Genomic DNA, 23,612 nt, shown 5'->3' with positions numbered 1-23,612 from the left:
AGGACACCGCATGCAGCGGGTCAGCTCATGGAATGGAGGCCGTTGGCCTCAGTCCTCGGTGGTGCCCTTCATCTTGTGGCGGATGAGCACGCCGACCACGGCGAGAAGGCCCAGCACACCGGCACCGATCGCCAACGGGATCCACGCTGAGGTCTCGGACTCCTCAGCGGTCTGTTCGGTCTGAGGGGACTCGGTTTCCTCTTCTGCGGGAGTGTCCTCCTCCGCGGTGTCGGTCTCCTCTTCGGTGGCCGCTTCGGAGGTCTCCTCCTCGGTGGCCTCGTCCTGCTCGTCTTCCTCGGTGGCGTCTTCCTCCCCGGCCTCGACCTCGAAGCTGAAGCTGAGCTCTTCGTCGTGCCCGTCGGAGTAAACCACCCGGTAGAGGACCTCATACTCCCCGTCCGGTAATGGTTCGGGGATATCGGTGCTCATGATGTTGCCGTCGACCTCAGCGGGATCCTCGGAGGCCCAGTTCTCCCCGTCGGTGTCGAGAACCCAGATGTCATTGGTGACGGCATCCCCCACGGTGAGGCCGGCACCGGAGAATTCCAGCACCACCTCATCGGGGGATTCCTCCAGGACCTCACCCTCTTCCGGGGTGGAGGCGATGAGCGTGTCATGGGCGTAGGCGGGGGTGATGCTCAGCCCACCGAGGGCTAGGGCCGCACCTGCACTCAGTGTCAGGAGTGCGGGCATGCGGGCAGGGGTGTTGTAGGTGATGGTCATTGGTGTGTCCTTTGGTCTGGTGATGGTTCTGCGGCTCAGGCGGTACCTGAAAGCCGCACGGGAGGGTGGGGTCCTCACCAGACCGGTGGACCGCGCAGAGTACGGGGACTGCGGCCCAACCAGAGTTCATCACGCAGGGGAACCACCGCGGGCCACTGGGGCAGCCGTGGGCTCGGTGTAGGAGCTTTGTCCGGTACCTCCAGGACCGCGGGGCTGACACCGAGTGCATCGGCCAATGCGGCCAGCAGCACTTCGCCATGGCGCAATACCGCGTAGGTCACCGCGGCGGCCAGCACGTGAGCAGCGAGCATGGTCGCATCACTGGAATGGGCGAGGTGTTCGGCTGCCCCGGTGGGGCCCCCAGCTGCCGACACCAGGCTGAGGCTTTCGTGGTGGGCGTGTCCGGCTGCCGGTGAACTGACCTGCACAGAGGAAGCCGTTGCGGCGGGGAAGAGGGCGAACAATCCGTGCAGCAGTGCCTGGCTGGCCACCACGGCTGCGGCCAGGCGCCTGCGGCTGAGGCGGACCGAGGACAAGGCAGTACTGATCGGCACGGCCACCAGCAACGCCAAGAGTACGACGACGCCATGGGGGCTATGGTGGCCCGCTGCGGTATGTGCCAAGGCCGCTGAACCCACTGCGGCCGAGGCGGTGAGCCCACCCCGCAGCACACGCGCTGCACCGGAGACCGCGGAGGCTGACATGTCCCGGATTCTACAGGGTGTAGAAAGCTTCCGGCGCAGGCTGCACGGGGGCATGCAGCCTGCGCCTCAAGGCCAAGCTCAGCGGTGAAGGGGCTCAGGCGGCGGGGTTGATAACCCGACCCCAGGTGGACTTATTACCCCAGATGTTTTGCCGCAGACCTTCCAGTTGCAGCACCTGGGAGTGGTCCACAAAGAGGTTGACCTCATTGCCGTAGTTCTTGATGTACCACTCGAAGACCGGCGGATCCGCGGCCTCGAACATCACGTTCTCAATCCCGAGCCCGTTCATGATGGCCGCAGCGGCCCCGGTGTTCCATTCGCGCACGTTCTCAGTGATGCCCTCGGACTCGATCATGATGATCTCCGCACCAGCGTCCAGGGCTCGCTTGCCGCGGTCGATGAGGTCTCCGATGTCCTTGGCTCCTTCGGCGGCGAGTTCCTCTTCTGTGGAGTCTCCTCCGGAGCCGATCTGGATGCCGAGTTCGGGCTTGGCTTTCAGCCCGGCTCGGGTGACTTTCTCCACGAGCCGTTCCAGCCCGGAGGCCGGCAGCATGATGAACCCGGTGGAGATCTCGATGACGTCGAACCCGACTTCCTTGGCCTCTTTGAGGTAGTGGTCGACGGCGTCGTCTCCGTAGCGCAACACGGTTTCGATCCACCCGCCGGAGGAGACGTAGGCGTCGTGGGCGTGGGCGATCTCAGAGAAGGCCCGGACCTGCTCGGTGGGCAGCAGAGCGAAGGATCCGCCGGCCCATTTGATGCCGTCGATCCACTGGCCGGCGACGTCGAAGACATCCTGCAGGTGTCGGGTGCCGAAGGTGGTGTAGTACGGAGCTCGGATCTCGGTGAGTCCGTGGCTGCGGGGTTTGGCGGGCCGGTGGGCCCGGGGGACGAAGTCGAAGGACACGGTGTGGGCGGTGGTGCTCATCAGTGGTCCTCCTTTCACTACTCGGGGGTGGATTTTGACTATTCGATGGGTGGGTTCGATGGGGGATGGCTCAGGCACCGGTGCTGGGCAGTGGTGCCGGGCAGTGGTGCCGGGGATGGGCAGTAGCGCCGGGGCTCAGTCTGGGTCCCGGTGGGCCGGTTCACGACGGATGTGCGCGAGCAGCCCCGTGAGGTCGGTGACCCGATGGTCTTCGAGGTGGGCGACGACATCGGCGATCTTCTCGCGCTCAGACGCAGTGGTGTAGGGGGTCGCCAGTGCGTCGAATTTCCGCCGGGCCTCATCCCAGCCGAGCGGGTTGTCGTGGAATCCTTCGTAGGAGTCCAGGTGTGCCCGGAAGCTCCGCCCGTCACTGAGGATGACTTCCAGGTCTGCCGGCATGGAGTCGGGGAAGCGGCGGCTGAGTTCCGGGTCCGGGATGATCTCAACACGGCTCATCAGCGTTTGGACATCCGGGGCGGTGATGCGCTCGGGCTGGTACTGCTGTGGGGTGAGTTCGCCGTCGAGTAGCACGGCGGCCAGCATCCAGGGCAGGGAGTGGTCGGCCTCCTCCTTGGTGCGGATGTGCCGCTTATCGCCTTCTTCTCCACCGCCGATGATGTGGTACGCCACGTCAAAGGTGCGCAGGAGGATGTTCTGGATGTCGCCGGCGTCGGCACCTTCGGCATGCAGTGCGACCCGGACCTGTTGGGCGGCGTCGAGGGCGGATTGGGAGTGGATCTCCGCATTGTGCTTTTTGATGATGGTGCGGGTGACCTGCTCTAAGTCTTCAGCGGACCAGTCGATCTGGAAGTCCCCGGCGATGGATTCTTTGAACCCTTTGTTGCCTTCGAAGACCTCCGGTGGTCCGGTGATTCCGCGTTGGGCCAGCAGCGCTGCCCAGGTACCCTCCTTGGCCACATGCGGGTAGGCCAGACCTTTCCAGTGGGAGAGGTCCCCGGTGCGGGTGACCCGCAGAGCGTTGTTCGCAGTACCGGCGATGGCCATGGCGTGGGCGGTCTGTTCCAGGCTGAGCCCCAGCGCTTTGGCGGCTCCGGCTGCGGCGGCGTAGGTCCCTTGGGTGGTGTGGTCGAAGCCTTTGGACCGCACGGGAGCCACATCAGCCAGCCGGGTGTGAACTTGGTAGGCCACGGCCAAGGCGGTGAGCAGATCGGCTCCGCTGGCTCGGCTGACCTCCGCAGCGGCGAGGACGGCCCCGAGGTTATCGGAGGGGTGGTTGGTCTCCCCTGGGGCCAGGTAGGAGTCCATGAAGTCCAGGTAGCGGCTCAGCGCGGAGTTGTAGAACGCGGCACGGTCAGCGGGAGCATGGCCACCGCCGATGAGCGTGGCCTGCAAGGGGCCGTGTGGCGTCTCGGGATCGAGGTCAGCGAGCAGATCCCGGATGGCGGTGGTGGGTTCGGCCTCCAGTGCGCCGATGGCGACCCCGATGGTGTCTAGGATGCGGATCTTGAGTTGTTCCAGCGCGGGGTCGCTCATGGTGCGGTAGTCGGCCTGGTGGACGAACCGGGCCAGCTGGCCGACTTCAGTGGAGGTGATCTCCGGCATGGGAATCACGTCCTTTCAACACCCTGATAACTCGAATAAGACCAGGCTTACCGTGTAACACGATGATGACGTGATCTAATCCCGCAGGCGATAGGCGTTTCAACAGGCGGAGTGACCCAGCGGGTGGTCTCCCACCTCAACCGGTAGCATCCCGGGGGCTTCTGCTCCGGTGAGCACCTCGATGAGCGCGGCGAAGGACTCCTCGGTCCGCCCGTAGAGCGCGATACGGGTCTCGGCGGATGCCTCAGCCAGCACCTCCGGGCGGTCGAGAGCGACGACGACGTCTCCCGAGCCCGGGGTGGAGCCACCCAGCAGGGTCACCACCGTCCCGGAGCCCACCGGTACACCGGCGGCTTCAGCCGCGGCTGCCAGGCGGGCTCGATCCTGCTCCGTGCCCCCCAGGATCTGGATTCCCTCATCGGTGAGGTCCGCCCCGCACTCCCCGGTGACCAGAGTCACCGAAGCGCTGGCGAGCCGGGCGGTAACCTCCTCTGCGGTCAGCTCACCTCGGGTCAGGTCCTGCCCGGTGGGGGTCTCGGCGGCCTCGGATGCCTCGGCGAGTTCGGTCCAGTTCCCCGGGGCGGGGTAAGTCCACGGTGGTGGGCTGAAGAACTCTGCCCCCGGGTCGATCAGTTCTGCCGGCGGCTCGACTCCCGGTCCGGCGTGCAGGTCCCCGGCGGCTAAGTCTTGCTGCCAGAGCATGAGGGCCACCACGCGCTCGGCGGCCTCAGTCAGCCGCTGGTGCTCAAGGTCGCCTGCCTCCACGGCCTCGAGGATTCCGGCGTGCGCTGCCTGGATGTCCGCGGGCATGAGGATGAGGTCCGCCCCAGCTGCTAAGGCCTGCACTGCAGCGTGAGTCTCCCCAGTGTGCTGCAGTACTGCGGCCATGTTCATCGCATCGGTGACGACGACGCCGTCGTGCCCCAGATCGCGTAACGCCTGGTAGGCAGCCGGGGACAGCGAGGAGGGCACCCCAGCCTGCAGGGCCGGGACCTCAATGTGACCCATCATCACCATGGGCACCCCCGCCTCGGCGGACTGGGCGAAGGGCACCCAATCGCGGGATTGCAGTTCTTCTAAGTCCGCGTCCTGCACCGGCAAGGTGTGGTGGGAGTCCTCGGTGACTGACCCGTGGCCGGGAAAGTGTTTGACCGAACCGGCCAGCCCGGCATCGGCTAGCCCCCGAGCCGCCTGAACCGCCAACATGGAGACCGCCTCCGGGTCTGCGCCGAACGCTCGGGAGCCGATCGTGGGATCAGCGGCACCGACGGTGACATCCCCTGGTGGGGCGAAGGTGGCGGTGAAACCCAGTTCGCGCAGATCCTGGGCCATGAACCGGTGGGCCTGGGCGGCCGGACCGGCATCTGACTCACTGAGGTAAGCGGCACCGGCAGCCATGGGCGCGGGCCATTCGGTCAGCGGCTGACCGATCCGGGTCACCAGGCCGCCCTCCTGGTCCACCGAAATCAGCGCCGGGTAGCCACGGGGCTCGGCCGCCTGCTGGATACGCTCCAACTCGGTGGCGAGTTGCTCGAGATCTGCGCCATCCTCCCCGGTGGGCACGTTCTCACCCATGACGATCATGCCAGCTAGGTGCAGTTGTTCGACCAGTTCGGCGGCCTCCGAGGAATCGGTGGTGTGATACTCCCCCACAATGACCTGACCGGCCATCTGGTCCAGACTGAGTTCGGAGACGATCTCCGCGGCGGCATCACGGTGGTTCTCATCCGGGCCGGCCAAGGCCTGGTTGATGCGTTCTTCAGCCGCGGTGATTTCTTCGGCCCGCTCGGCGAGCTCTTCAGCGGCCTGTTCTTCAGCGGTGAGCCCGGGGCTCTCTGGGGAGTCACCGGCGTCGGGCTCTGGCGAACAGGAACTCAGCAGCAGCGCGGCAGCCAGGGCAGTGGCGGACAGACGGTGTGGGCAGGACGGCACAGCACCAGGGTACGGTCCCGACCGCAGCGTCGCAGGTCAACGTCCAGCCGATGCTGAGCCTGCCCTCAGCTGGGCAGATAGGGTTGAGCCGTTGCACCCTCGACGTTTCAAGGAGTTCACGTGGAACTGCCCTTTGCGAAATCGGAACGCGGGACCCTCGGTCTGGAGTGGGAGTTGGCACTGGTCGACCGGCAGACCGGAGACCTGCGCAGTGTGGCCGAACGGATCCTCGAACAGTCCCGGGCAGAACTTCCTGAACTCTCCGGGGAGGACGAGCACCCCTATGTGAAGCAGGAGCTGCTGCTGAACACCATCGAGTTGGTCACCGATGTGTGCGACACCGTCGACCAGGGGGTCGAGCAGCTGCGCAGTACAGCCCGGAACGTGATGAAGCTCTGTGAGCCGCTCGACGTCGACCTCTACAGCCAGGGCAGTCACCCCTTCGCACCGCCGACCAAGCAGCCGGTGACCGATAAGGAACGGTACAACGAGCTGATCCGCCGCACCCAGTGGTGGGGCCGACAGATGGTCATTTACGGGGTCCACGTCCATGTGGGGCTCGACGACGTGAAATACGCCATGCCCGCGGTGAACGCGCTGTGCAACTACAACGCCCATTTTCAGGCGTTGAGTGCCTCATCTCCCTACTGGTCCGGGGAGGACACCGGCTACGCTTCGAACCGAGCATTGATGTTCCAGCAACTGCCTACTGCCGGCACCAGTTTCCAGTTCGAGGACTGGTCCGGGTTTGAACACTGCGTCGGGGACCTCAAACACACCGGAGTGATTGAAGACGAGACCGAGGTTCGCTGGGATGTGCGGGCCGTGCCACGCCTGGGCACCGTGGAGCTGCGGGTCTGCGACGGGGTGGCCACCCTCGATGAGATCGGCGCGATTGCCGCGCTGACTCAGTGCATTGTCATCGACACGCTACGCACCCTTGACTCCGGCGGCCGCGTGACCTCCATGCCGCCGTGGTACGTGCAGGAGAACAAGTGGCGGGCGGCACGGTACGGGCTGGATGCCATCATCATTCTGAACTCCGCTGGTGACGAGGAACTGGTCACCGAGCACCTCGCCAAGGAGCTGGACCGGTTGGAACCGCTGGCCGAAGAGCTCGGCTGCGCCGAGCAGCTGCGGTTCGTGGAGACGATGATGAAACAGGCCGGGTACCAGCGGCAGAAGAAGGTCGCTGAAACCCACGACGGCGACTTACGTCAGGTGGTGCTGGACTCCGCAGCCCGTACCCGCACCAGTATCAACGGGTGATGTTTCGCCGGCGTGGCCCTGCGCGCGAGGCTCCTCAACCTGGATGGTGCTGGGCGGCAGCGAGGAGCTCGCAGGGATCGCCAGGGACGACGGCGACTCTCCGGCGGCGACGAGCTGGGCACCCAGCGCGGCGACCATGGCCCCGTTATCCGTACACAGACTGACCGGTGGCACCACCAGGGTGATCCCCGCTTCAGCACATCGCGTGGCCAACACCTCGCGTAGGCGCCGGTTGGCGGCCACTCCCCCACCGAGCAGCAGATGCTCGAGGCCGCGCTCTCGGCAGGCGCGCACCGCCTTGGAGGTCAGCACATCCACCACAGCCTCCTGGAAGCTGGCCGCGATATCCGCCGTCGGGACCGGCTTGCCCGCGGCCTCGAACTGCTCGGCGGCCCGGGCCACGGCGGTCTTCAGTCCGGAGAAGGACCAGTTATGCCGATGCTTGCCGGGGTTCGCCGCACTGCCCTCGAACTTAGGCATGGTCAGCCCGCGCGGGAAACGGAAGGCTGCCGGGTCGCCCTGGGCCGCGGCGGCGTCGATCTTCGGTCCACCGGGGTAGCCGAGACCTAGCAGACGGGCCGTTTTGTCGTATGCTTCCCCGGCGGCGTCGTCGATCGTTGAGCCGATCAGTTCGACGTCGTGGGTCAGCGAACCGATACGCAGTATCTCGGTGTGCCCACCGGAGACCAGCAGAGCTCCGGTATTCTCCGGCAGCACGGTCTGACCCGGCAACCCATGTGGCCCGGTATTCGCCTGCGGTCCCGGGTTCATCTGCAACCCCGTGTTGGTCTGCAGTCCAGTGCTCTCCTGCTTCGGGTGGCCACTGCCGATGGGGTTTTCCCGGTCGCCGGGGCGTGCAGTCTCCAGGATGCCGACGGCGACGTGGGCCACCAGATGATTGACCCCGTAGAGCGGTTTATTCAGCGCCATGGCAAGACCCTTGGCCGCGGAGAGCCCGACCATCAGTGCCCCGGCCAACCCGGGGCCGGCGGTCACTGCGATCGCATCAAGGTCGTGAAGGTCCACCTCCGCGGTGTCCAGGGCGCGCTGCAGTGTGGGACCGAAGGCCTCTACATGGGCGCGGGCGGCGATTTCGGGGATCACCCCGCCGAAGCGCACATGCTCCTCCATGGAGGAGGCGACCTCGTGGGCCAGCAACTGCCGGCCCCGCACGATACCGATACCGGTCTCATCACAGGAGGTCTCGATCCCCAGGACCAATGGTTCACCGGCAGCGGATACGGCAGTCTCCACGGAGGCTGGGGTGCTCGGACCGGTGGTGTAGGCACTCATCGGCGGTCTTCCTTGCTCGGCCACGTCTCCCGGCCGGTGTCGCTGCTGGCCAGCTCACTGCCGACCGGTCCCACCTTGGCCGGTGCGGCAGGCGCCGTCGCGGTGTGCTCAAGTGACTTGCGCATCACGAGCGCATCTCCGCCGTCGGGGTAGTACGAGCGGCGGAGATGGATCTGCTCGAAACCCAGCCGTCGGTAGAGCCGCTGGGCGCCGGGGTTATCGGCCCGGACTTCCAGCAGCAGGTCATCAGCCCCGCGCCGCCGGGCTTCATCCTCGATGAGCCCCATCAGCCAACTACCCAGCCCGCGACCCTGGTAGGCGGGATCGACAGCCACAGTCTGCACATCAGCCAGCGGCAGAACGCACATCATCCCGGCGTATCCGATGATGCGCCCGGCCTCCTCCACCACCCAGAATCGGCGGGTGCGCTGGTTTGCCGGCAAGCGCTCATCGGCTTGGGCGAGTTCCTGACGGAAGAACTCTTCGGGCCAGGCATCGTGCGGGAAGAGCTGGCGCTCCAAAGCGAGCACGGCGGGGATATCCGCTGTCCGCATGGCACGGGCGATGAGCTCAGTCATGGCAGCTTCACCCAGCTTTCCTCATCTGTGCGGGCACCTGGGCGTCAGATTCCCTCAGGTACAGAGGTCGGGGCTCACAGAGCACGCCGAAGAGGTCGCCGCTCAACGCGGAGGCAGCCAGGCACCCCAGTTCTGCCGCGTGTGGGGTCCATTCGGCGGCTTCAGCGGGAGCCTGCTCAGCCAGCTGCAGCACTTCGGGGTAGAGCCCGACGCCGGCTCCCACGGCGGGCAGATCCGGCAGCTCAGCGGGGGATGAGACGAAAGGTCCCTGGATGAGGCGCGAGCCGTCGTCGTCGGTGACGTATTCGGCCCAGTACACCTCTCGGCGGCGCGCGTCGGTGGCCACGAGGAACTCTCCGCGCACCGTAGTGCTCTCCACTGTGCGCAGAGCGAGGGCATCGAGACTGCAGACCCCGTGCACGGGGACCCGCCACCCCAGGGCCAGTCCATGCGCGGCGGCCAACCCGACCCGAAGTCCTGTGAAAGGTCCGGGACCGACGCCGACGACGACGCCGGTGATCTCCTCGGCAGCGACCTCACTCGCCGCCAGGACTCGCTGAGCGGCCGGCACGAGCCACTCGGCGTGAGCGGTGGTGGCCGGGGTTTGCTCGGCAGCGAGCACCTGCGGCCCGACAGGCTCTGCGTGGCCTGGGGGTTCTGGGCCTGCCGGGGATTGCGAGGCACCCGGGCTGCTGGAGCTCCTCGGGGACAGACTGACCAGCGCCGCAGAGGCGCCAGCCGAGGTATCGAGAGCAAGCAGCAGCACCCGACCATGGTAGGCCACCAGCTCATTTCATCCATGTGCTAATTTATGAAATATGATTTCATCTTCTGGTGGACTGGCGGTGTTGGCGGCACGGCTGCGGTCACTGCGGCCCGGACTGCAAGGGGCGCATGCCCGCGTGGTAGATGTGGTGCTCGAGGATCCAGAATTCATCACTGCTGCAACCGCCCAGCAGATCGCTGACCGGGCGGGAGTCTCCGCGGCGACAGTGGTACGGGCTGTTCGCACCGCTGGTTTCAGTGGACTGCCCGAGTTGAAGCTGGTCCTGGCCCGAGCCGCAGGCAGCCCCGAGGGATCGGGCACCACCCGCCCACAGCTGAGCCAGGCCCACAGTGTGGCTGACCTCATCGACGTCGTCACCGCCAGTCATGCCGAAAGCCTCACCATCGCCCGCGGCACGGTGGATTCCACAGCATTGGCGGAGGCGGTGGGCCTGCTCCGCAGGGCCGGTCGGGTACTGGTGACCGCCTCGGGAACATCCCTGCCGATCGCTGAAGACGCCGCCTACCGCCTCACCATGAGTGGGGTCACCACCCAGCACTCCGCAGACACCTATACGGCCATTCTGCTAGCCGGCCAGCTCGATGCCGCGGATACGGTACTGGCGGTGAGCCACTCGGGGGAGACTCGTCAGACCCTCGACGTGGTCGAGGCGGCCCGCGCGGCCGGAGCCCGGACCGTGGCGGTGACTAGCTACTCACAGTCCACACTCGCCCGCACAGCGGAGGTGCCGCTGGTCGCCGTAGGAAGCGCGGCCGCCGGGCACCTGGTTGAGTCCTCGAGCCGGATCGCCCACCTTGCAGTTATCGATGTGCTCCACACTGCCTTGGTGTTGGACCTTCCGGGATGAGCACTGCCGCACTGACTATGGTGCTTACCGCCGCGGTGCTACATGCCTTGTGGAATCTGGCTGCGAAGGGGGTCCGCGGAGATCCGGTGGTCTTCGTGTGGCTCTACTTCACAGCGAAAGCCTGCCTGCTGCTCCCGTTAGCCCTGGTGCAGATCATCATCCAGAACCACAGTTTCGGTTGGGAGCTGCTCTACGCTCCGGTGGTGACCGCGATCCTGCACATTGCCTATTCAGTGCTACTGCAGGTGGGCTATCGACAAGCTGACCTCGGGATCGTCTATCCAATAGCTCGTGGCACCGGACCACTGCTGGCTGTACTTGCCGCCGTCGCCCTGCTCGGGGAGCGCCCCTCTTCTGTGGCGTTGACCGGTGGAATCATCATCATCGGCGGGATTCTGGTGGTCACCGGAGCCAGGCTCTTCCGACGAACGTCGGGATTGAGCACTGGGCTGTTCTATGGGCTGGCGACGGGGACAGCCATCGCCGGCTACACCCTGTGGGACGACCTCTCCGTCACAACGCTGGCGATCCCACCGTTGATCTACTACGGACTCGGCTGTGTTGCCCAGTCACTGGTGATGCTGCCGTGGGTGGTGCACCGCAGGGCACAGCTGGCACTCACGCTGCGGACCAACCGCCGGCAGGTCGCCGCCGTTGCGGTCCTCTCACCGGCGGCTTACCTGCTAGTGCTCTATGCGCTGCAGACCACATCAGTGGCCCTGGTGGCCCCGGTGAGGGAGTCCTCTATTGTGATCGGCTCACTGATGGCGTGGTGGCTGTTCCGTGAACCCGATCCGGTGCGCCGGATCCTGGGAGCCGGCGTCGTCGCCATCGGCATCGGGCTGGTGGCCACCGGCTAACCGATGCGTCTCAGCGCAGCAGTCGGCGCATCACACTGGTGATGAACTCCAGCAGCAGGATGACCCCGACGATCATCAGGCAGATATAGGTGACCACCTCGAACTGCAGCACCCGGTTGGCGTTGAGCAGGTAATAGCCCACACCGCCAGCCCCCACGATGCCTAGCAGGGTCGCAGCTCGGATATTGACGTCCAGCTGGTAGAACAGGTGAGCGACAATCGCCGGAGCCGCCTGCCGCACCGTCGAGGCGAAAAACACCTGCGTGCGGGCCGCACCGCCGGTGGCAATGGCCTGCTGGACACGGATGTCGGTCTCCTCAATGGAGTCGGCCACCAGCTTCGACAGCAGCCCCATCGCACCCACCGCCAGGGCTAGCACACCCGCCACAGCACCCATCCCCATGATGACGATGAGGATGATCGCCAGGATCAGCTCCGGCACCCCCCGGGTGACCACGATGAGAGTCCGGAAGAACTGCACCACTGCCCGGTTGGGGGCCACATTGCGGGCGGCCAGCACGCCCACCGGCAGGGCCAGCAGGGCGCCCAGGAAGGTCGCGGCCAGGCCCATCTGAATGGTCTCCAGCAACGTGGTCCACAGACGTTCGGCGATGCCACCATCACTGGGTGGGATGAACTGACCCGCGACCGCGGGGATGGATAACAGGCCGTGGAAGAAGGCGATCCAGTCGATGTCGGCCAGCCAGACAGAGGCGAGGATGACCAGACCGAAGAGCCCGATGTAGGTGAACCGGGAAGTCCGCTCCCCGTTCCACGGCGGGGTGGTGCGCTCACCCCAGGCGGCGGGACGCGCACCAGAGGGAGCCTCGAGCCGGTTGGCGTCGTAGCGGCGCCGCATCTTTCCCACCAGCCAGAAGAACCCAAAGCGGCTGGGCTCAGAGCGACCGAGCAGCTTCATGCGAAGGAACCCGGAAAGCAACTCGGCGGCGATGCAGATACCCAGAATCACCAAAGCCAGACCGATACCCAGGGAATAGTTCCCCACACCCAAGGCGCTGGAGAGCTCCATGCCAAGCCCGGGCAGCCCCACATAACCGAGGATGACCGAGGCACGCAGGTTGATATCGAAACGGTGCAGGCCGTGGGCAACCACAGCGGGCATGATGCCCGGAAGGGTCGCTCCGAAGATCTGCTGCAGGCGCACGGAACCGCCGGTCTCCAGTGCTTGCCGAGGACCGTCGTCGTGGTCTTCGATCGCCTCGGTGTAGAACTTGCCGAGCATGCCGATGGAGTTGAGTCCGAGAGCGAGAATTCCGGCGACCGCGGCGGCTCCGAAGCCGAACACCCGAATGAAGATGATCGCCATGATGAGCTCTGGAACCGCCCGCATGACGATGACAATCACCCGGGCCACCGCCCGCACGGGGGCGTGTCGGCAGGTGTTTGTTGCCGCAAGCAGTCCCAGGATGAGGGAGAGGACCATACCCAGAGCAGTGGCACAGATGACGATCGCCAGGGTCATCACCGTCATCTGGGCCAGTTCTCCCAGCGGGGGCAGTTGCAGGGCCCCCACCCGATTGGTGAAGAAGTTCACCGCGTTCTCGTAACCGACGATGAGCGAGGCGATATTGACGCGCAGCTCGATCAGCGACCAGATGCCACCGGCAACGAAAGACCCCATGATGGCCAAGCCCAGCAGTGCTCGGGCGGAGGGAGGCCGCAGTGTTCGCCGATCGGTGAGTTGAGGCCGGGCACCCCCACCCGCGGGCACCGCACGGGTATCGGCACGTTCCCGGGTCAAGGTGGTCATACTGCAGCGGTCTCCGGTGGTGCCGGCCGGGCAGAGGCCATAGAGCCGTAGATACTCATCGCGTCCTCCGAGGTGACGTTCGCGGCGGGCTCGTCCATGACTTTCTTGCCCTGCCGCAAACCGATGATCCGGTCACCCCAGTGCATGGCCAGCTCCACCTGATGCAAGCTGCACACCACGGTCAGCTGGTCTTCGCGGGCGATCTGGGCGATCAGGCTCATCACCTGATGGGAGGACTCCGGGTCCAGGGAGGCGACAGGTTCATCAGCCAACAGGACCTTGGGCTGCTGGACCAGTGCCCGGGCAACAGCTACCCGCTGCTGCTGGCCCCCGGAGAGGGTATCGGCGCGCTGGAACCGCTGGTCAGCCAGTCCCACGCGATCCAGTTGCTCTAGGGCCCGCTGCCGGACAGCTTTCGGGTAACTGAACAGTCCGATCCGCGGTCCACGCAGCGATCCGAGGGCCCCGGTGCAGACGTTTTCCAGGGTGGACATCGAACCCACCAGGTGGAACTGCTGGAAGACCATGCCGATATCGCGACGCACCTGCCGCAGTTGGGACCGGCGGGCGGTGCCCACCTCCGTGCCCAGCACGGTGACTGAGCCGGAGGTGGGCGTGTGCAAGCCGTTGATGAGCCGCAGAAGGGTGGACTTACCGGATCCGGAAAGGCCCAGCAGCACGGTGAAGGTGCCAGCGTCGATGCTCAGGCTGATGTCATCAGCGGCCACCGTCGATGGCGGGAACTTCTTGGTGACGTTCTGCAGGGTAATAGCGGACATCAGTCGCAGGCTTCGGCCTCGGTGATTTCGCAAACTTCGCGGATACCGTCGTAAATGTCGTCGTCGACGGGGGTGTATTCGTAGGACTCCTCGGGCAGGGAGCACTCGTCGGCGGAGTCGCAGTACCCGGCGTCCACGAGGTTGTCCACGTTGATGAGGTTCTCCTCGAAGATGCTCTCCAGGGTCTGCTGGGTCTCCTCATCGAGAGTGTCCCGGTTCATGAAGATCGGGGAGGCGGGGATCAGCGGGGACTCCCAGATGATCTCGTAGTCCTCTTCAGAGAGTTCCCCGCGGTTGGGCATCAGCACCTCAACCATGGAGTCATAGGCGAAGGCGACATCGCACTGGCCATCAAGCAGGGCCAAGATAGCGCCGTCGTGAGAGCCGGGGAACTGGGCATCGACGTCCTCTTCGGGGTCAAGGCCGGCCTCCAACATGCCGGCCGAGGGGTAGAGGAACCCGGAGGTGGAGCCCTGTTCGACGTAGCAGACACTTTCGCCTTCGGCGTCCTCGAGGCTCTCGATGCCGGTGTCCGGGCGGGTCAGAGCGTAGGAGTGGTAACCGGCTTCTTCGCCCTCTTCCTCAATGCGGCCGCCAAGCACATCAACGTTGGCTCCGGCATCACCGGCCCGCACATAGGTAAACGGGGAGCCGATGCCCATATCAGCCTGGCCTGCAACCATGGCCTCAATGACGGCGTTGTAGTCGGTGGAGTGGCTGAACTCGACTTCGCGACCGGTTTCGCCTTCGATGACTTCCATCAGCAGTTCAAAACCGGCCTCCAGGTGGGTGGCTTCTTCGGCGGGCACCCCGGTGAGGCGGATCGGGCCCTCATCGCTGGCGTCCCCGTTGTCATCACCGGCGTCGGCGTCGTCACCGTTGGTGTCTTCGACATCGGTGTCGTTGTCGGCCCCGTTGCCGTCATCGGCGGCTTCCCCACAGGCAGTCAGCGCAAACAGTGCGGCGAAACCGGCGACGGCCAGGCGGGACAGCGGCTGAAAGCGAACGGTTTCGGTGGTCTCGGCGGTCTTGCGCAGCGTCACGTGCTTCTCCTCCAGTGGTGTGATTCAGCAGGCAGTGATTCTGACGCGGCGGGGCTGGACGCACTCCACCGGCGTACCAGTACTACTCAAACGAGCCAGCGTGAATCGTTTCAGACAAGAGGTTGTCTATACGGTGAACGCCACGTGAACACTGCGCTCCCCATAAGTCACGCCAAGACCCCACCCTGACGCGCTGACCCCGCAGGCAGGATCAGTGCATCAGTCCTGGGTGCGGGGGATGACCTCGGGGTCCTCACCGGTGGGCTCCGGGGGGTCTGTGCGCAACGAATCCTCCCCCATCACCTCAGCGATGCGTTCCCACCGCCGTTGGATGGTTGCCTCGTCAAGTTCCACCGGCTCCGGAGCACCGTCCTCGTAGAGGTCCAGCAGCGGCCAGATGCCGCGGTGGCCGTCCTCATCCTCGGGGCCGCGGTCCACTGTCACCGGCGCCCACTCCAGTGCCGTGACCCGAGCCGGCTCCCCTTCAGGTGCCTCTACCGTCGCCACGGCCATTGTCCCGGTGGCGGTCTCCATCACGCAGCACTGCTCATCCTGGTTGGAGAGGAAATTCCCCATCGACCACACCACCCACACGCCCTCATCCCCGGGGCCACCATCGAGCTGTTCGATGGGCTGCGGAGTGTGCGAATGGTTGCCGTAGATCAGGTCGATCTCGCCACCGGCAGCCAACGCCTCGGCGTACTGGATCTGCTCAGGCCCCGGTTCGTGGACATACTCCTCACCCCAGTGCACAGAGGCGACGACGACGTCGGCCCCCTCCTCACGCGCCTGAGCCGCCATATCAGTGAGCACCTCGGGATCATCGTCGGTGACCATCCACGGGGCATCCTGCGGTGGGTAGAACGGATCATTGTGTAGCTCAGTGGTGGACAGGTGCGCCACAGTGATCTCCCTGTCCCCACGCTGCAAGGTGTACAGCTGGGGGCTGGCGGCCTCGGCCTCCGTACGGGCGGTCCCCACATGCCCCATACCGTGCTCGTCGAAGGTGTCCAAGGTGCGCTCCAGCCCCTCGACCCCGGAGTCCAGGGAATGGTTCGTCGCGGTGTTGCACCCGTGGAACCCGACCTCCGCCAGGCTGGGGATCAACTCCGGCGGGGCACCGAATACCGGGTACCCGACCGGCTCCTCACCGGCAGGCTTGATCGGCACCTCCAGGCTGCACAGCGCCAGATCCGCCCCGGAAATCCACTCGGCGACCGGCTCCATGAGCGGGGCGAAGTCATACCCATCACCGGTCTCGGCCGAGTCGATGACGTTGGTGTGGATGAGAACATCCCCCGTCGAGACGATGGTGAAGGTCTCGTCCCAGTCCTCATCGGCGTCGTCGGAATCCCCGCCCTCACCGGGGTCGGTGTCCTCTGGTTCCGCCGTTGCCTCCGTGGCACTGTCACCGGCAGGAGTGCCTGCCTCCGGGGGGTCGAAGGGGTTGCTGCACCCGGAGGCACAGAGCACCACACCGGCGAGCACCACACCCACGCGAGTTGCCTTCATCCGGTCTCCTCCACCAGCATCAATCCGTGCGGGACCTCCGCCCACCGGGGGCCGTAACCGCGCACCACCGCAGTGCGAGCCGAACCGGTCTCCTCCTCAGCGGAGAAATCGGTGCGGATGACTGACTGAGGCTCCACGGCGTCGTCGGGCTCAGGCTGCGATGCCGCCGTCCAGTCCGCGGCGGAGAGTTCCACATCCAGCCAGGAACCCCCGGGGCCTAGCAGCAATTCTTCGACGAGGCCGCGCCCCCACTCCACCACGGTCACCGCATCCGGCAACGTCGCCGCAAGATCCAGGGTCTGAACTCCGGCGGCGTCGGTGCGGTAGGCGTCCACGTGGACCAGATCGGGACCATCGCAGAGGCTGGGGTGGACTCGGGCCAGCACGAACGTGGGGGAGGTGACCGCTCCGGCCACCCCCAGATGCTCAGCCAACCCGCGGGTCAAGGTGGTCTTGCCCGCCCCGAGCCCGCCGCTTAAGACCAGCAGGTCGCCAGCACGCAGGACTGATGCCAACGCTCTGGCCAGCTCGGCGGTCGACTCGAGATTCTCCAGCCGGAACTGACGAGTCCACTGTGCGCCAGGAGGCGGGGGTGTACTGAAGGTGGAACCAGACATGTGCTCGCTCACCCGATGACCTCCCGGGGCACCCGGGCACCGATGCGCGTGATGATCTCGTAGTTGATGGTCTGGGCGGCAGCACCCCAATCTGCCGCGGAGATGCCGGAGTCCCCACCGAAGACGACGACGTCGTCGCCCACCTGAACCTCCGTGTCCGGGTCCTGAAGATCCACCACAAACTGATCCATCGCCACCCGTCCGGCCGAATGGTAGATCCGCCCGTTGATGAGCACCGGCCCGTGGACCGCGATCCGGGGGATGCCATCGGCGTAACCCAAGGGGATGAGCGCCAAGGCGGTCGGTCGGTCCACCCGGTGGGTCAGGCCGTAGCTGATCCCCTGCCCGGCGGGGACGCGTTTCACATTGGCCACGGTGGTGCGCAGCTCCATCGTGGGTTTCAGGCCCAGGTCCTCCGGGGTGCGGTCGGCAAAGGGACTCTGCCCGTAGACCCCCACCCCTACGCGCACCATGTCGAAGTGCGCATCCGGCCGGGACAACGCCGCGGGAGTGTTAGCCGCGTGCCGTAGATCCGGGGTGATGCCGTGCTCGGCGGCGATCTCAAGTGCTTCACGGAACGCGGCGAGCTGTTCGTCGGTCTCCCTCCGGTCTGGCTCATCGGCGACAGCCAGGTGGGTGAAGATACCTTCGACGCTGAGAAGCCCCCGTTCCCGGTGCTCGACGGTGCGGCGCAGCAGCTGCGGCCAGTCGGCCCGGGCGGCACCATTACGTCCCAGCCCGGTGTCGATTTTCAAGTGTACGCGCGCCGGGGTCTGCAACGACTCGGCGGCCTCGGCGATCGCCTCGATCTCCCAACCGGAGACGCCTAAGTCGATGTGCTGCTCAATAGCGTGGGCGAAATCAGTACCGCGGGTGTGTAGCCACGCCAGGATCGGCGCTTCAATCCCCGCCTGACGCAGCGCGGCGGCCTCCGCGACGTGTGCGGTACCCAGCCAGTCCGCCCCACCGGCCAAGGCTGCCTGGGCTGCGGTGAGCGCACCATGCCCGTACCCGTCGGCTTTGACCGCGACCATGATCTTGGCAGGACGCACGTACTCACCGATGGTGCGGACATTGTGCTGGATGGCGCTGGCGTCAATGAGCGCCACCCGTTCGGCGTCGACGGCGCCGGCGGGATAACTCATGGATTCAACTCTATCGACCGGGTGGGATCTCTCCGTGCCACACTGCCGAAACCCACGACGCCGCCACCTGGCCGGCTCACGGGTGTGCGGGTCGGTGCCGCACAGCTCAGTTCGGTGTGGGTCAGGGCGGTGTGGGTCAGGGCCGAGGCACCAAAACATCCGCTACCGTGCGGATCCAGCCGCCGGGCGGTCTCAGCGTGCAGCGCCACTGCGAGCGCAGCCACCCGCTGTATCTGCTGAGTCGCCTCCGTCTGGGTCGTATCCGCCTGGGCCGCTTCTTTGTCTTCTTTGTCTTCTTTGCCGGGCAGTTCCATCTGGGTGGCCAGCAGGCTGCCGAGCATCCCAGCAAGCACGTCCCCACTTCCGGCAGTGGCCAGCCCGGGAGTCTGCGCCCGGTGCAGTATCGGCGTACATCCCGGTGCCGCCAGCACAGTGGTGGCACCTTTAAGCAGCACGGTCACACCCCAGGTCTCCGCGGCCTGCTGGGTGGTGCGCACCGGATCCGTACTCAGCGCCTCACGGAGCGAGTGCTGCCCGGTCTCCTCCAGGACGCGACGCATCTCCCCCAGGTGAGGGGTCAGGACCACATGCGGCCCCAGGGAACGCTGCTCCCTCAATGGCCCGGCCACCAGTTGCACAGCTGAGGCGTCGACCACACAGGGTGTGCCCGTGTGGCCCGCATGCCGGATCGCCTCCGTGGCGGCGCGGAGCTGTTCTAAATCCTCACCGATACCGGGGCCGACGACGACGGCAGCAGCACGGGCCAGAAACTCACCGACGAGATCCTGCTCCCCTTCAGTGGTAGAGCCGTGCGCCGCAGACCCACCCACCACTTCAGGACAGCGGCTCAGCACCTGGGCACGGACGGATTCTGGGGCGCAGAGAGTCACCATGCCCACCCCGGTGGTCACCGCAGCCGCCGCAGTCAACTGTGCAGCACCGGGGTACTGGGCTGACCCGGCCACCAGGTGGACTGTGCCTCGAGAGTACTTGTGCATCGCCGGATCCGGGCCACGCCTGCCCAAGGTCACACCGGTGTCGGTGGCCGGAGCAGAGCGCTGAACTGCTTCCTGCGGTTGGAGCCAGAATGCGGCCGCCTCCGGAAGGTGGGCACTCACACCGATGTCCACAGTGTGGATCCGTCCGCTGTGGTACCCGCCCTCCCCCGCCAACAGGCCAGTCTTCATCCCGCCGAAGGTTACGGTGTGGTCGGCACGGATCGCTGTACCCCGCACTGCCCCGGTACTGGCATCGACCCCGGAGGGCACATCACAGGCGACCACCAGCGGGGCCACCGGCAACTGGGGTGCCTGGTAGTCCCCAGTGAACCCGGTGCCGAGGACCGCGTCGACGACGATGTCGACGTCGTCGTCGATCTCTTCGGTGATCTTGCCGCCGGCCGCCGTGAAAGCAGCCAGCGCCTGCTCATGGGCGCGGCCGCGAGTCAGTACCGCCTGGACCTCCACACCGCGGCGGCGCAACCATGCCAGGGCGTACAGCCCGTCACCGCCGTTGTTCCCGGAACCGATGAGCCCGGCCACTTTCCGCCCGTAGACTCCCGGCTGCAACAGCTCACTCAGGTGCTGGGCCAGCCCGTAGGCGGCCCGACGCATGAGCCCGGGCCCCTCACCAGCCTCAAGCAGGGGCTGCTCGGCCTGGCGAATCTGATCGCCGGTCCAGGCTGGTTGCACTGTCCACGCCGGTTGCGTTTGCTCTGCCGTATTCATGATTCAGGCTTCGGCGATGACCATAGCGGTGGCGACGTCGCCGTCGTGACTCAAACTCAGGTGCCAGCGGGCCACCCCTTTGCTCTGGGCCACTTCAGCCACTGTCCCCTCGGTGAGCACCTGCGGCACACCGGCGGGAGTGAGCACCACTTGGCAGTCCTGCCAGTTCATGCCGGCAGGGGCACCCAGGGCTTTGGCGACCGCCTCCTTAGCGGCGAATCGGGCAGCCAAGGACCGGATACCCAAGTGCCGTTCAGCCGGAGCGAAGAGCCGTTGTCGCAACGCCGGGGTCCGCATCAGCTGGTCTTCGAAACGGCTGACCTGAACGACGTCGACACCGATCCCTACGATCATGCCCCTCTCCTTCCATTCTTCCCAGCCATAGTGCCTCCTCCCCGCGGAATGTCACACCACAATGTTGCGAGGAAAACCGGTCGGGCGAGACGTGGCGGAGGCCTACTCCACGGTGACGGATTTCGCGAGGTTGCGGGGCTGGTCGACGTCGTAGCCTTTCTCCGAGGCCAACGTGCAGGCAAAGATCTGCAGCGGCACCGTAGCCAACAGCGGCATCAACATCGGAGGCGTCTCCGGAACGAAGAACACCTCCTCGGAGTACTCACGCACATCATCATCACCGGCCTCGGCCACAGTGATGGTCTTGGCACCCCGGGCGCGGACCTCCTGAATATTAGAGACCACCTTCGAATGCAGCGAGTGCCTCCCGTGCGGAGAAGGCACCACCACAAACACCGGTTGACCCTCTTCAATCAACGCGATCGGCCCATGCTTCAACTCCCCGGCCGCGAAACCCTCAGCATGAATATAAGCCAGCTCTTTAAGCTTCAACGCCCCTTCCAATGCCACCGGGTAACCCACATGCCGACCCAAGAACAACACCGAAGGCGAATCCTTCATCGACCTGGCCAAAGACTTCACCTGCTCAGCGCCAGCCAAAATCTCAGTGATCTTCTGCGGGATCTTATGCAAATCCGCCAAAATGTCACGGATCTGCTCGGTGAACATCTGCCCGCGCAACTGCGCTAAATACAACCCCAGTAAATACGCCGCGGTGATCTGAGCCAGAAACGCTTTGGTCGAGGCCACCGCGATCTCCGGGCCGGCATGGGTATACAACACCGCATCAGACTCCCGCGGAATCGTGGACCCATTGGTATTACAAATCGACACCGTCCTGGCACCTTGCTCCTTGGCATACCGGACCGCCATCAGCGTATCCATCGTCTCTCCCGACTGAGAGACTGAAACAATCAAGGTGGTGTCATCAATAATCGGATCCCGATACCGGAACTCATGGGCCAATTCCACCTCCACTGGAATCCGGCACCAATGCTCAATAGCGTACTTCGCCACCATCCCTGCATAAGCAGCGGTCCCACAGGCGATCACAATAATCTTGCTCACTGCCTTTAACTCCGCCACCGGAATCCGCAACTCATCCAATTGCAACCGACCCGACTCATCAGTCCGGCCCAGCAACGTATCCTCCACCGCCTTGGGCTGGTCATGGATCTCTTTCTCCATGAACGTGGCGAACCCGCCCTTCTCCGCAGCCGAGGCATCCCAATCCACATAGAACTGCCTGCCCTGAGCAGCAACCCCATCAAACCCGATGATCGCCACCTCATCAGCAGTGATCGTCACAATCTGATCCTGCTCCAACTCCACCGCATCCCTGGTGAAATCAATAAACGCTGAAACGTCACTACCCAGGAAATTCTCCCCATCACCCAGGCCCACCACCAAAGGACTGTTCCGCCGAGCCGCCACCACCCGGTCAGGCTGATCGACATGCACCGCCAACAACGTAAACGCACCCTCTAACTGGTTGACCACCTGCCGCATCGCCTCGGTCAGATCCCCACCAGCAGAGGTCTCAAAGACCCGGCCCAGCAACTTCGCCGCCACCTCAGTATCAGTCTGAGACTCAAACACCACGCCCTCAGCCACCAACCGGGCCCGCAACGAGGAGAAGTTCTCAATAATCCCGTTATGGATCACCGCCAACTTCCCCGCAGCATCCAGATGCGGATGCGCATTCACGTCCGTAGGACCACCATGAGTTGCCCACCGGGTATGCCCAATCCCCACCACACCCGGAACCATCGGGTCGGCCTGAATCTCAGCCAGCACATTCGACAGCTTCCCCGCCTTCTTCCGCACCGAAAGCTGCCCCTGACTCATCGTGGCCACACCTGCAGAGTCGTACCCTCGATACTCCAACCGACGCAGACCCTCTAACAACACATCCAACGCCACTCGACCACCAGCAGCACCAGAGACCGACGACGACGCCGCAGAGCCCACATAACCCACGATTCCACACATAGGGGTCACCTTAACGCGGGAAACTGAGCGCAGTGGGGAGGCGCTGGGCCTGCTCCGATCTCATCCTCCGATCTGTCGAAGAGGTGTCACCAGAACGCGGGCCCTGCCGGCGGAAGAGTATCCTCTCAGGGTGACCGCCCAGCCTGACCCTCAGCCGCCGGGCCGCGCCGTACCCCCTGTGACCCCCGTGCCGAACTTTCACAACACCGCACCGTGGGCGGGGTCTCCCGCGGCCGAGCCGGCGTCGTCGTATTCTCCGTTCGCGGAGCTGGACCGGGAGACCTGGGGTCGGCTTGCCGAGTCGATCGAGCAGCCACTGAATCAGCACGATGTCGACCGGCTCCGCGGTATCGGCGAGCACCTCTCCCTCAATGAGGTGGAGCAAATCTACCTGCCGCTGAGCCGCCTGCTGTCCATCTACGTTGAGGCCAACGCCCACCTGCGGGAACGGACCAATGAGTTCCTGCGTGAGGAGCACCGGCGGACGCCGTTTGTCATCGGGGTAGCCGGTTCGGTGGCCGTGGGGAAGTCGACTACCTCACGCGTGCTTCAGGAACTGCTACGTCGCTGGCCGTCCACACCTCAGGTGGAGTTGGTCACCACCGATGGGTTCCTCTACCCCAATGCGGAGCTTCAGCGCCGGGGGTTGATGGACCGTAAGGGCTTCCCGGAGGCGTATAACCGCCGGGCGCTGCTGCGGTTCGTCGCTCAGGTGAAGTCCGGGCAACCGGAGGTGCGGGCTCCGAAGTACTCGCACCTGCACTACGACATCGTTCCGGGCGAAGAGGTCGTTGTCCGCCGCCCGGATGTGCTGATTCTCGAAGGACTCAATGTGCTCCAGCCGGCCCGGGTCCGTGACGATGGCACCACCGGCTTGGCGCTGAGTGATTTCTTCGACTTCTCCGTCTACGTGGACGCCCGGGCCGAGGATATCGAACGCTGGTACGTAGAACGGTTCATGCGGTTGCGTCACGGGGCCTTCGCTGATCCGAACAGTTACTTCCACCGCTACAGCACCCTCACCGATGAGCAGGCAGTGGCCCGCTCCACAGATATCTGGCAGCGGATTAACGGTCCGAACCTGCGGGAGAACATCGCCCCGACCCGTTCCCGAGCCAAGCTGGTCATGGTCAAGGATGCCGACCACAGCGTCTCCCGAGTGTTGTTGCGCAAGGTCTGAGGCAGAAT

21 protein-coding genes are annotated in these 23,612 nt (G+C 65.2%); 4 read left to right on the top strand and 17 right to left on the bottom strand.

Annotated features, from left to right (window positions below; translation table 11 throughout):
* Positions 1 to 48: 48 nt before the first annotated feature.
* From H578_RS0100650 to H578_RS0100630, 5 genes are all read right to left on the bottom strand, one after another.
* Complete coding sequence (locus H578_RS0100650; protein ID WP_022871784.1) at positions 49 to 723, bottom strand: copper resistance CopC family protein; 675 nt, start codon at positions 721 to 723, stop codon at positions 49 to 51.
* A gap of 74 nt (positions 724 to 797) precedes the next feature.
* Positions 798 to 1,427, bottom strand: a complete 630-nt coding sequence (locus tag H578_RS12215) for a hypothetical protein (protein WP_022871783.1) — start codon at positions 1,425 to 1,427, stop codon at positions 798 to 800.
* A 94-nt stretch (positions 1,428 to 1,521) separates the two neighbouring features.
* A complete protein-coding gene (locus H578_RS0100640) occupies positions 1,522 to 2,355 on the bottom strand; it encodes a phosphosulfolactate synthase (protein WP_022871782.1) in 834 nt (277 codons plus the stop codon).
* Positions 2,356 to 2,490: 135 nt separating this feature from the next.
* On the bottom strand, positions 2,491 to 3,918 hold the full coding sequence (locus H578_RS0100635) for an MmgE/PrpD family protein (RefSeq protein WP_022871781.1): 1,428 nt from the start codon (positions 3,916 to 3,918) through the stop codon (positions 2,491 to 2,493).
* 99 nt (positions 3,919 to 4,017) lie between these two features.
* Positions 4,018 to 5,850 (bottom strand): glycoside hydrolase family 3 N-terminal domain-containing protein, encoded by a 1,833-nt coding sequence (locus H578_RS0100630; protein ID WP_022871780.1) that lies wholly within the window; start codon positions 5,848 to 5,850, stop codon positions 4,018 to 4,020.
* A 120-nt stretch (positions 5,851 to 5,970) separates the two neighbouring features.
* Here H578_RS0100630 and H578_RS12210 point away from each other — a divergent pair, with 120 nt between their 5' ends.
* Positions 5,971 to 7,119, top strand: a complete 1,149-nt coding sequence (locus H578_RS12210; protein WP_022871779.1) for a glutamate--cysteine ligase — start codon at positions 5,971 to 5,973, stop codon at positions 7,117 to 7,119.
* Here H578_RS12210 and H578_RS12205 read toward each other — a convergent pair.
* Genes H578_RS12205 through tsaB form a run of 3 tightly spaced genes read right to left on the bottom strand, consistent with a single transcriptional unit; the run spans position 7,063 to position 9,756 of the window.
* A complete protein-coding gene (locus H578_RS12205; protein WP_022871778.1) occupies positions 7,063 to 8,412 on the bottom strand; it encodes a tRNA (adenosine(37)-N6)-threonylcarbamoyltransferase complex transferase subunit TsaD in 1,350 nt (449 codons plus the stop codon). The two genes, H578_RS12210 and H578_RS12205, sit on opposite strands and share 57 nt — an antisense overlap.
* Positions 8,409 to 8,990 carry a ribosomal protein S18-alanine N-acetyltransferase gene (rimI, locus tag H578_RS12200; protein ID WP_022871777.1) on the bottom strand — a complete coding sequence of 194 codons (582 nt, stop codon included), beginning with the start codon at positions 8,988 to 8,990 and terminating at the stop codon, positions 8,409 to 8,411. Before rimI ends, H578_RS12205 begins: the two co-directional genes overlap by 4 nt.
* Positions 8,991 to 8,997: 7 nt before the next feature.
* Positions 8,998 to 9,756: a tRNA (adenosine(37)-N6)-threonylcarbamoyltransferase complex dimerization subunit type 1 TsaB gene (gene tsaB, locus H578_RS0100610; protein WP_028463787.1), complete on the bottom strand. Its 759-nt coding sequence runs from the start codon at positions 9,754 to 9,756 to the stop codon at positions 8,998 to 9,000.
* Between the two features lie 52 nt (positions 9,757 to 9,808).
* On the opposite strand from tsaB, the gene H578_RS12195 reads away from it, so the two are divergent.
* Complete coding sequence (locus tag H578_RS12195; RefSeq protein WP_022871775.1) at positions 9,809 to 10,624, top strand: MurR/RpiR family transcriptional regulator; 816 nt, start codon at positions 9,809 to 9,811, stop codon at positions 10,622 to 10,624.
* Positions 10,621 to 11,484, top strand: a complete 864-nt coding sequence (locus H578_RS0100600) for a DMT family transporter (protein ID WP_022871774.1) — start codon at positions 10,621 to 10,623, stop codon at positions 11,482 to 11,484. Before H578_RS12195 ends, H578_RS0100600 begins: the two co-directional genes overlap by 4 nt.
* 10 nt (positions 11,485 to 11,494) lie before the next feature.
* Here the strand turns inward: H578_RS0100600 and H578_RS0100595 are convergent, their stop codons facing one another.
* The 9 genes from H578_RS0100595 to glmS form a co-directional block, all read right to left on the bottom strand.
* Positions 11,495 to 13,255: a PhnE/PtxC family ABC transporter permease gene (locus tag H578_RS0100595; RefSeq protein WP_022871773.1), complete on the bottom strand. Its 1,761-nt coding sequence runs from the start codon at positions 13,253 to 13,255 to the stop codon at positions 11,495 to 11,497.
* The gene (gene phnC / locus H578_RS0100590; protein WP_022871772.1) at positions 13,252 to 14,034 is read right to left on the bottom strand and encodes a phosphonate ABC transporter ATP-binding protein; all 783 of its coding nucleotides are present in this window, start codon (positions 14,032 to 14,034) and stop codon (positions 13,252 to 13,254) included. The genes H578_RS0100595 and phnC overlap by 4 nt, the downstream gene beginning before the upstream one ends.
* Positions 14,034 to 15,077: a phosphate/phosphite/phosphonate ABC transporter substrate-binding protein gene (locus tag H578_RS0100585; RefSeq protein ID WP_022871771.1), complete on the bottom strand. Its 1,044-nt coding sequence runs from the start codon at positions 15,075 to 15,077 to the stop codon at positions 14,034 to 14,036. The genes phnC and H578_RS0100585 overlap by 1 nt, the downstream gene beginning before the upstream one ends.
* Before the next feature lie 219 nt (positions 15,078 to 15,296).
* A complete protein-coding gene (locus H578_RS12190; protein ID WP_022871770.1) occupies positions 15,297 to 16,589 on the bottom strand; it encodes a CapA family protein in 1,293 nt (430 codons plus the stop codon).
* Positions 16,586 to 17,218 carry a tRNA (adenosine(37)-N6)-threonylcarbamoyltransferase complex ATPase subunit type 1 TsaE gene (gene tsaE / locus H578_RS0100575; protein ID WP_245554858.1) on the bottom strand — a complete coding sequence of 211 codons (633 nt, stop codon included), beginning with the start codon at positions 17,216 to 17,218 and terminating at the stop codon, positions 16,586 to 16,588. The genes H578_RS12190 and tsaE overlap by 4 nt, the downstream gene beginning before the upstream one ends.
* Positions 17,215 to 18,351, bottom strand: coding sequence for an alanine racemase (gene alr, locus H578_RS12185; RefSeq protein ID WP_022871768.1), 1,137 nt, complete (start codon positions 18,349 to 18,351; stop codon positions 17,215 to 17,217). The genes tsaE and alr overlap by 4 nt, the downstream gene beginning before the upstream one ends.
* Positions 18,348 to 20,078: an NAD(P)H-hydrate dehydratase gene (locus H578_RS12180; protein ID WP_084709768.1), complete on the bottom strand. Its 1,731-nt coding sequence runs from the start codon at positions 20,076 to 20,078 to the stop codon at positions 18,348 to 18,350. Before H578_RS12180 ends, alr begins: the two co-directional genes overlap by 4 nt.
* 3 nt (positions 20,079 to 20,081) lie before the next feature.
* Entirely contained in the window at positions 20,082 to 20,432 is a 351-nt protein-coding gene (locus tag H578_RS0100560; RefSeq protein ID WP_022871767.1) for a holo-ACP synthase, read from the bottom strand.
* A gap of 102 nt (positions 20,433 to 20,534) precedes the next feature.
* A complete protein-coding gene (gene glmS / locus H578_RS0100555) occupies positions 20,535 to 22,424 on the bottom strand; it encodes a glutamine--fructose-6-phosphate transaminase (isomerizing) (RefSeq protein WP_028463783.1) in 1,890 nt (629 codons plus the stop codon).
* 130 nt (positions 22,425 to 22,554) lie between these two features.
* Here glmS and coaA point away from each other — a divergent pair, with 130 nt between their 5' ends.
* Positions 22,555 to 23,604: a type I pantothenate kinase gene (gene coaA / locus H578_RS0100550; protein ID WP_028463782.1), complete on the top strand. Its 1,050-nt coding sequence runs from the start codon at positions 22,555 to 22,557 to the stop codon at positions 23,602 to 23,604.
* The last annotated feature ends 8 nt before the right edge of the window (positions 23,605 to 23,612 follow it).

This window comes from Nesterenkonia alba DSM 19423 (assembly GCF_000421745.1).
Lineage (GTDB): Bacteria > Actinomycetota > Actinomycetes > Actinomycetales > Micrococcaceae > Nesterenkonia > Nesterenkonia alba.
This window is presented reverse-complemented; position numbering and strand designations above follow the sequence as displayed.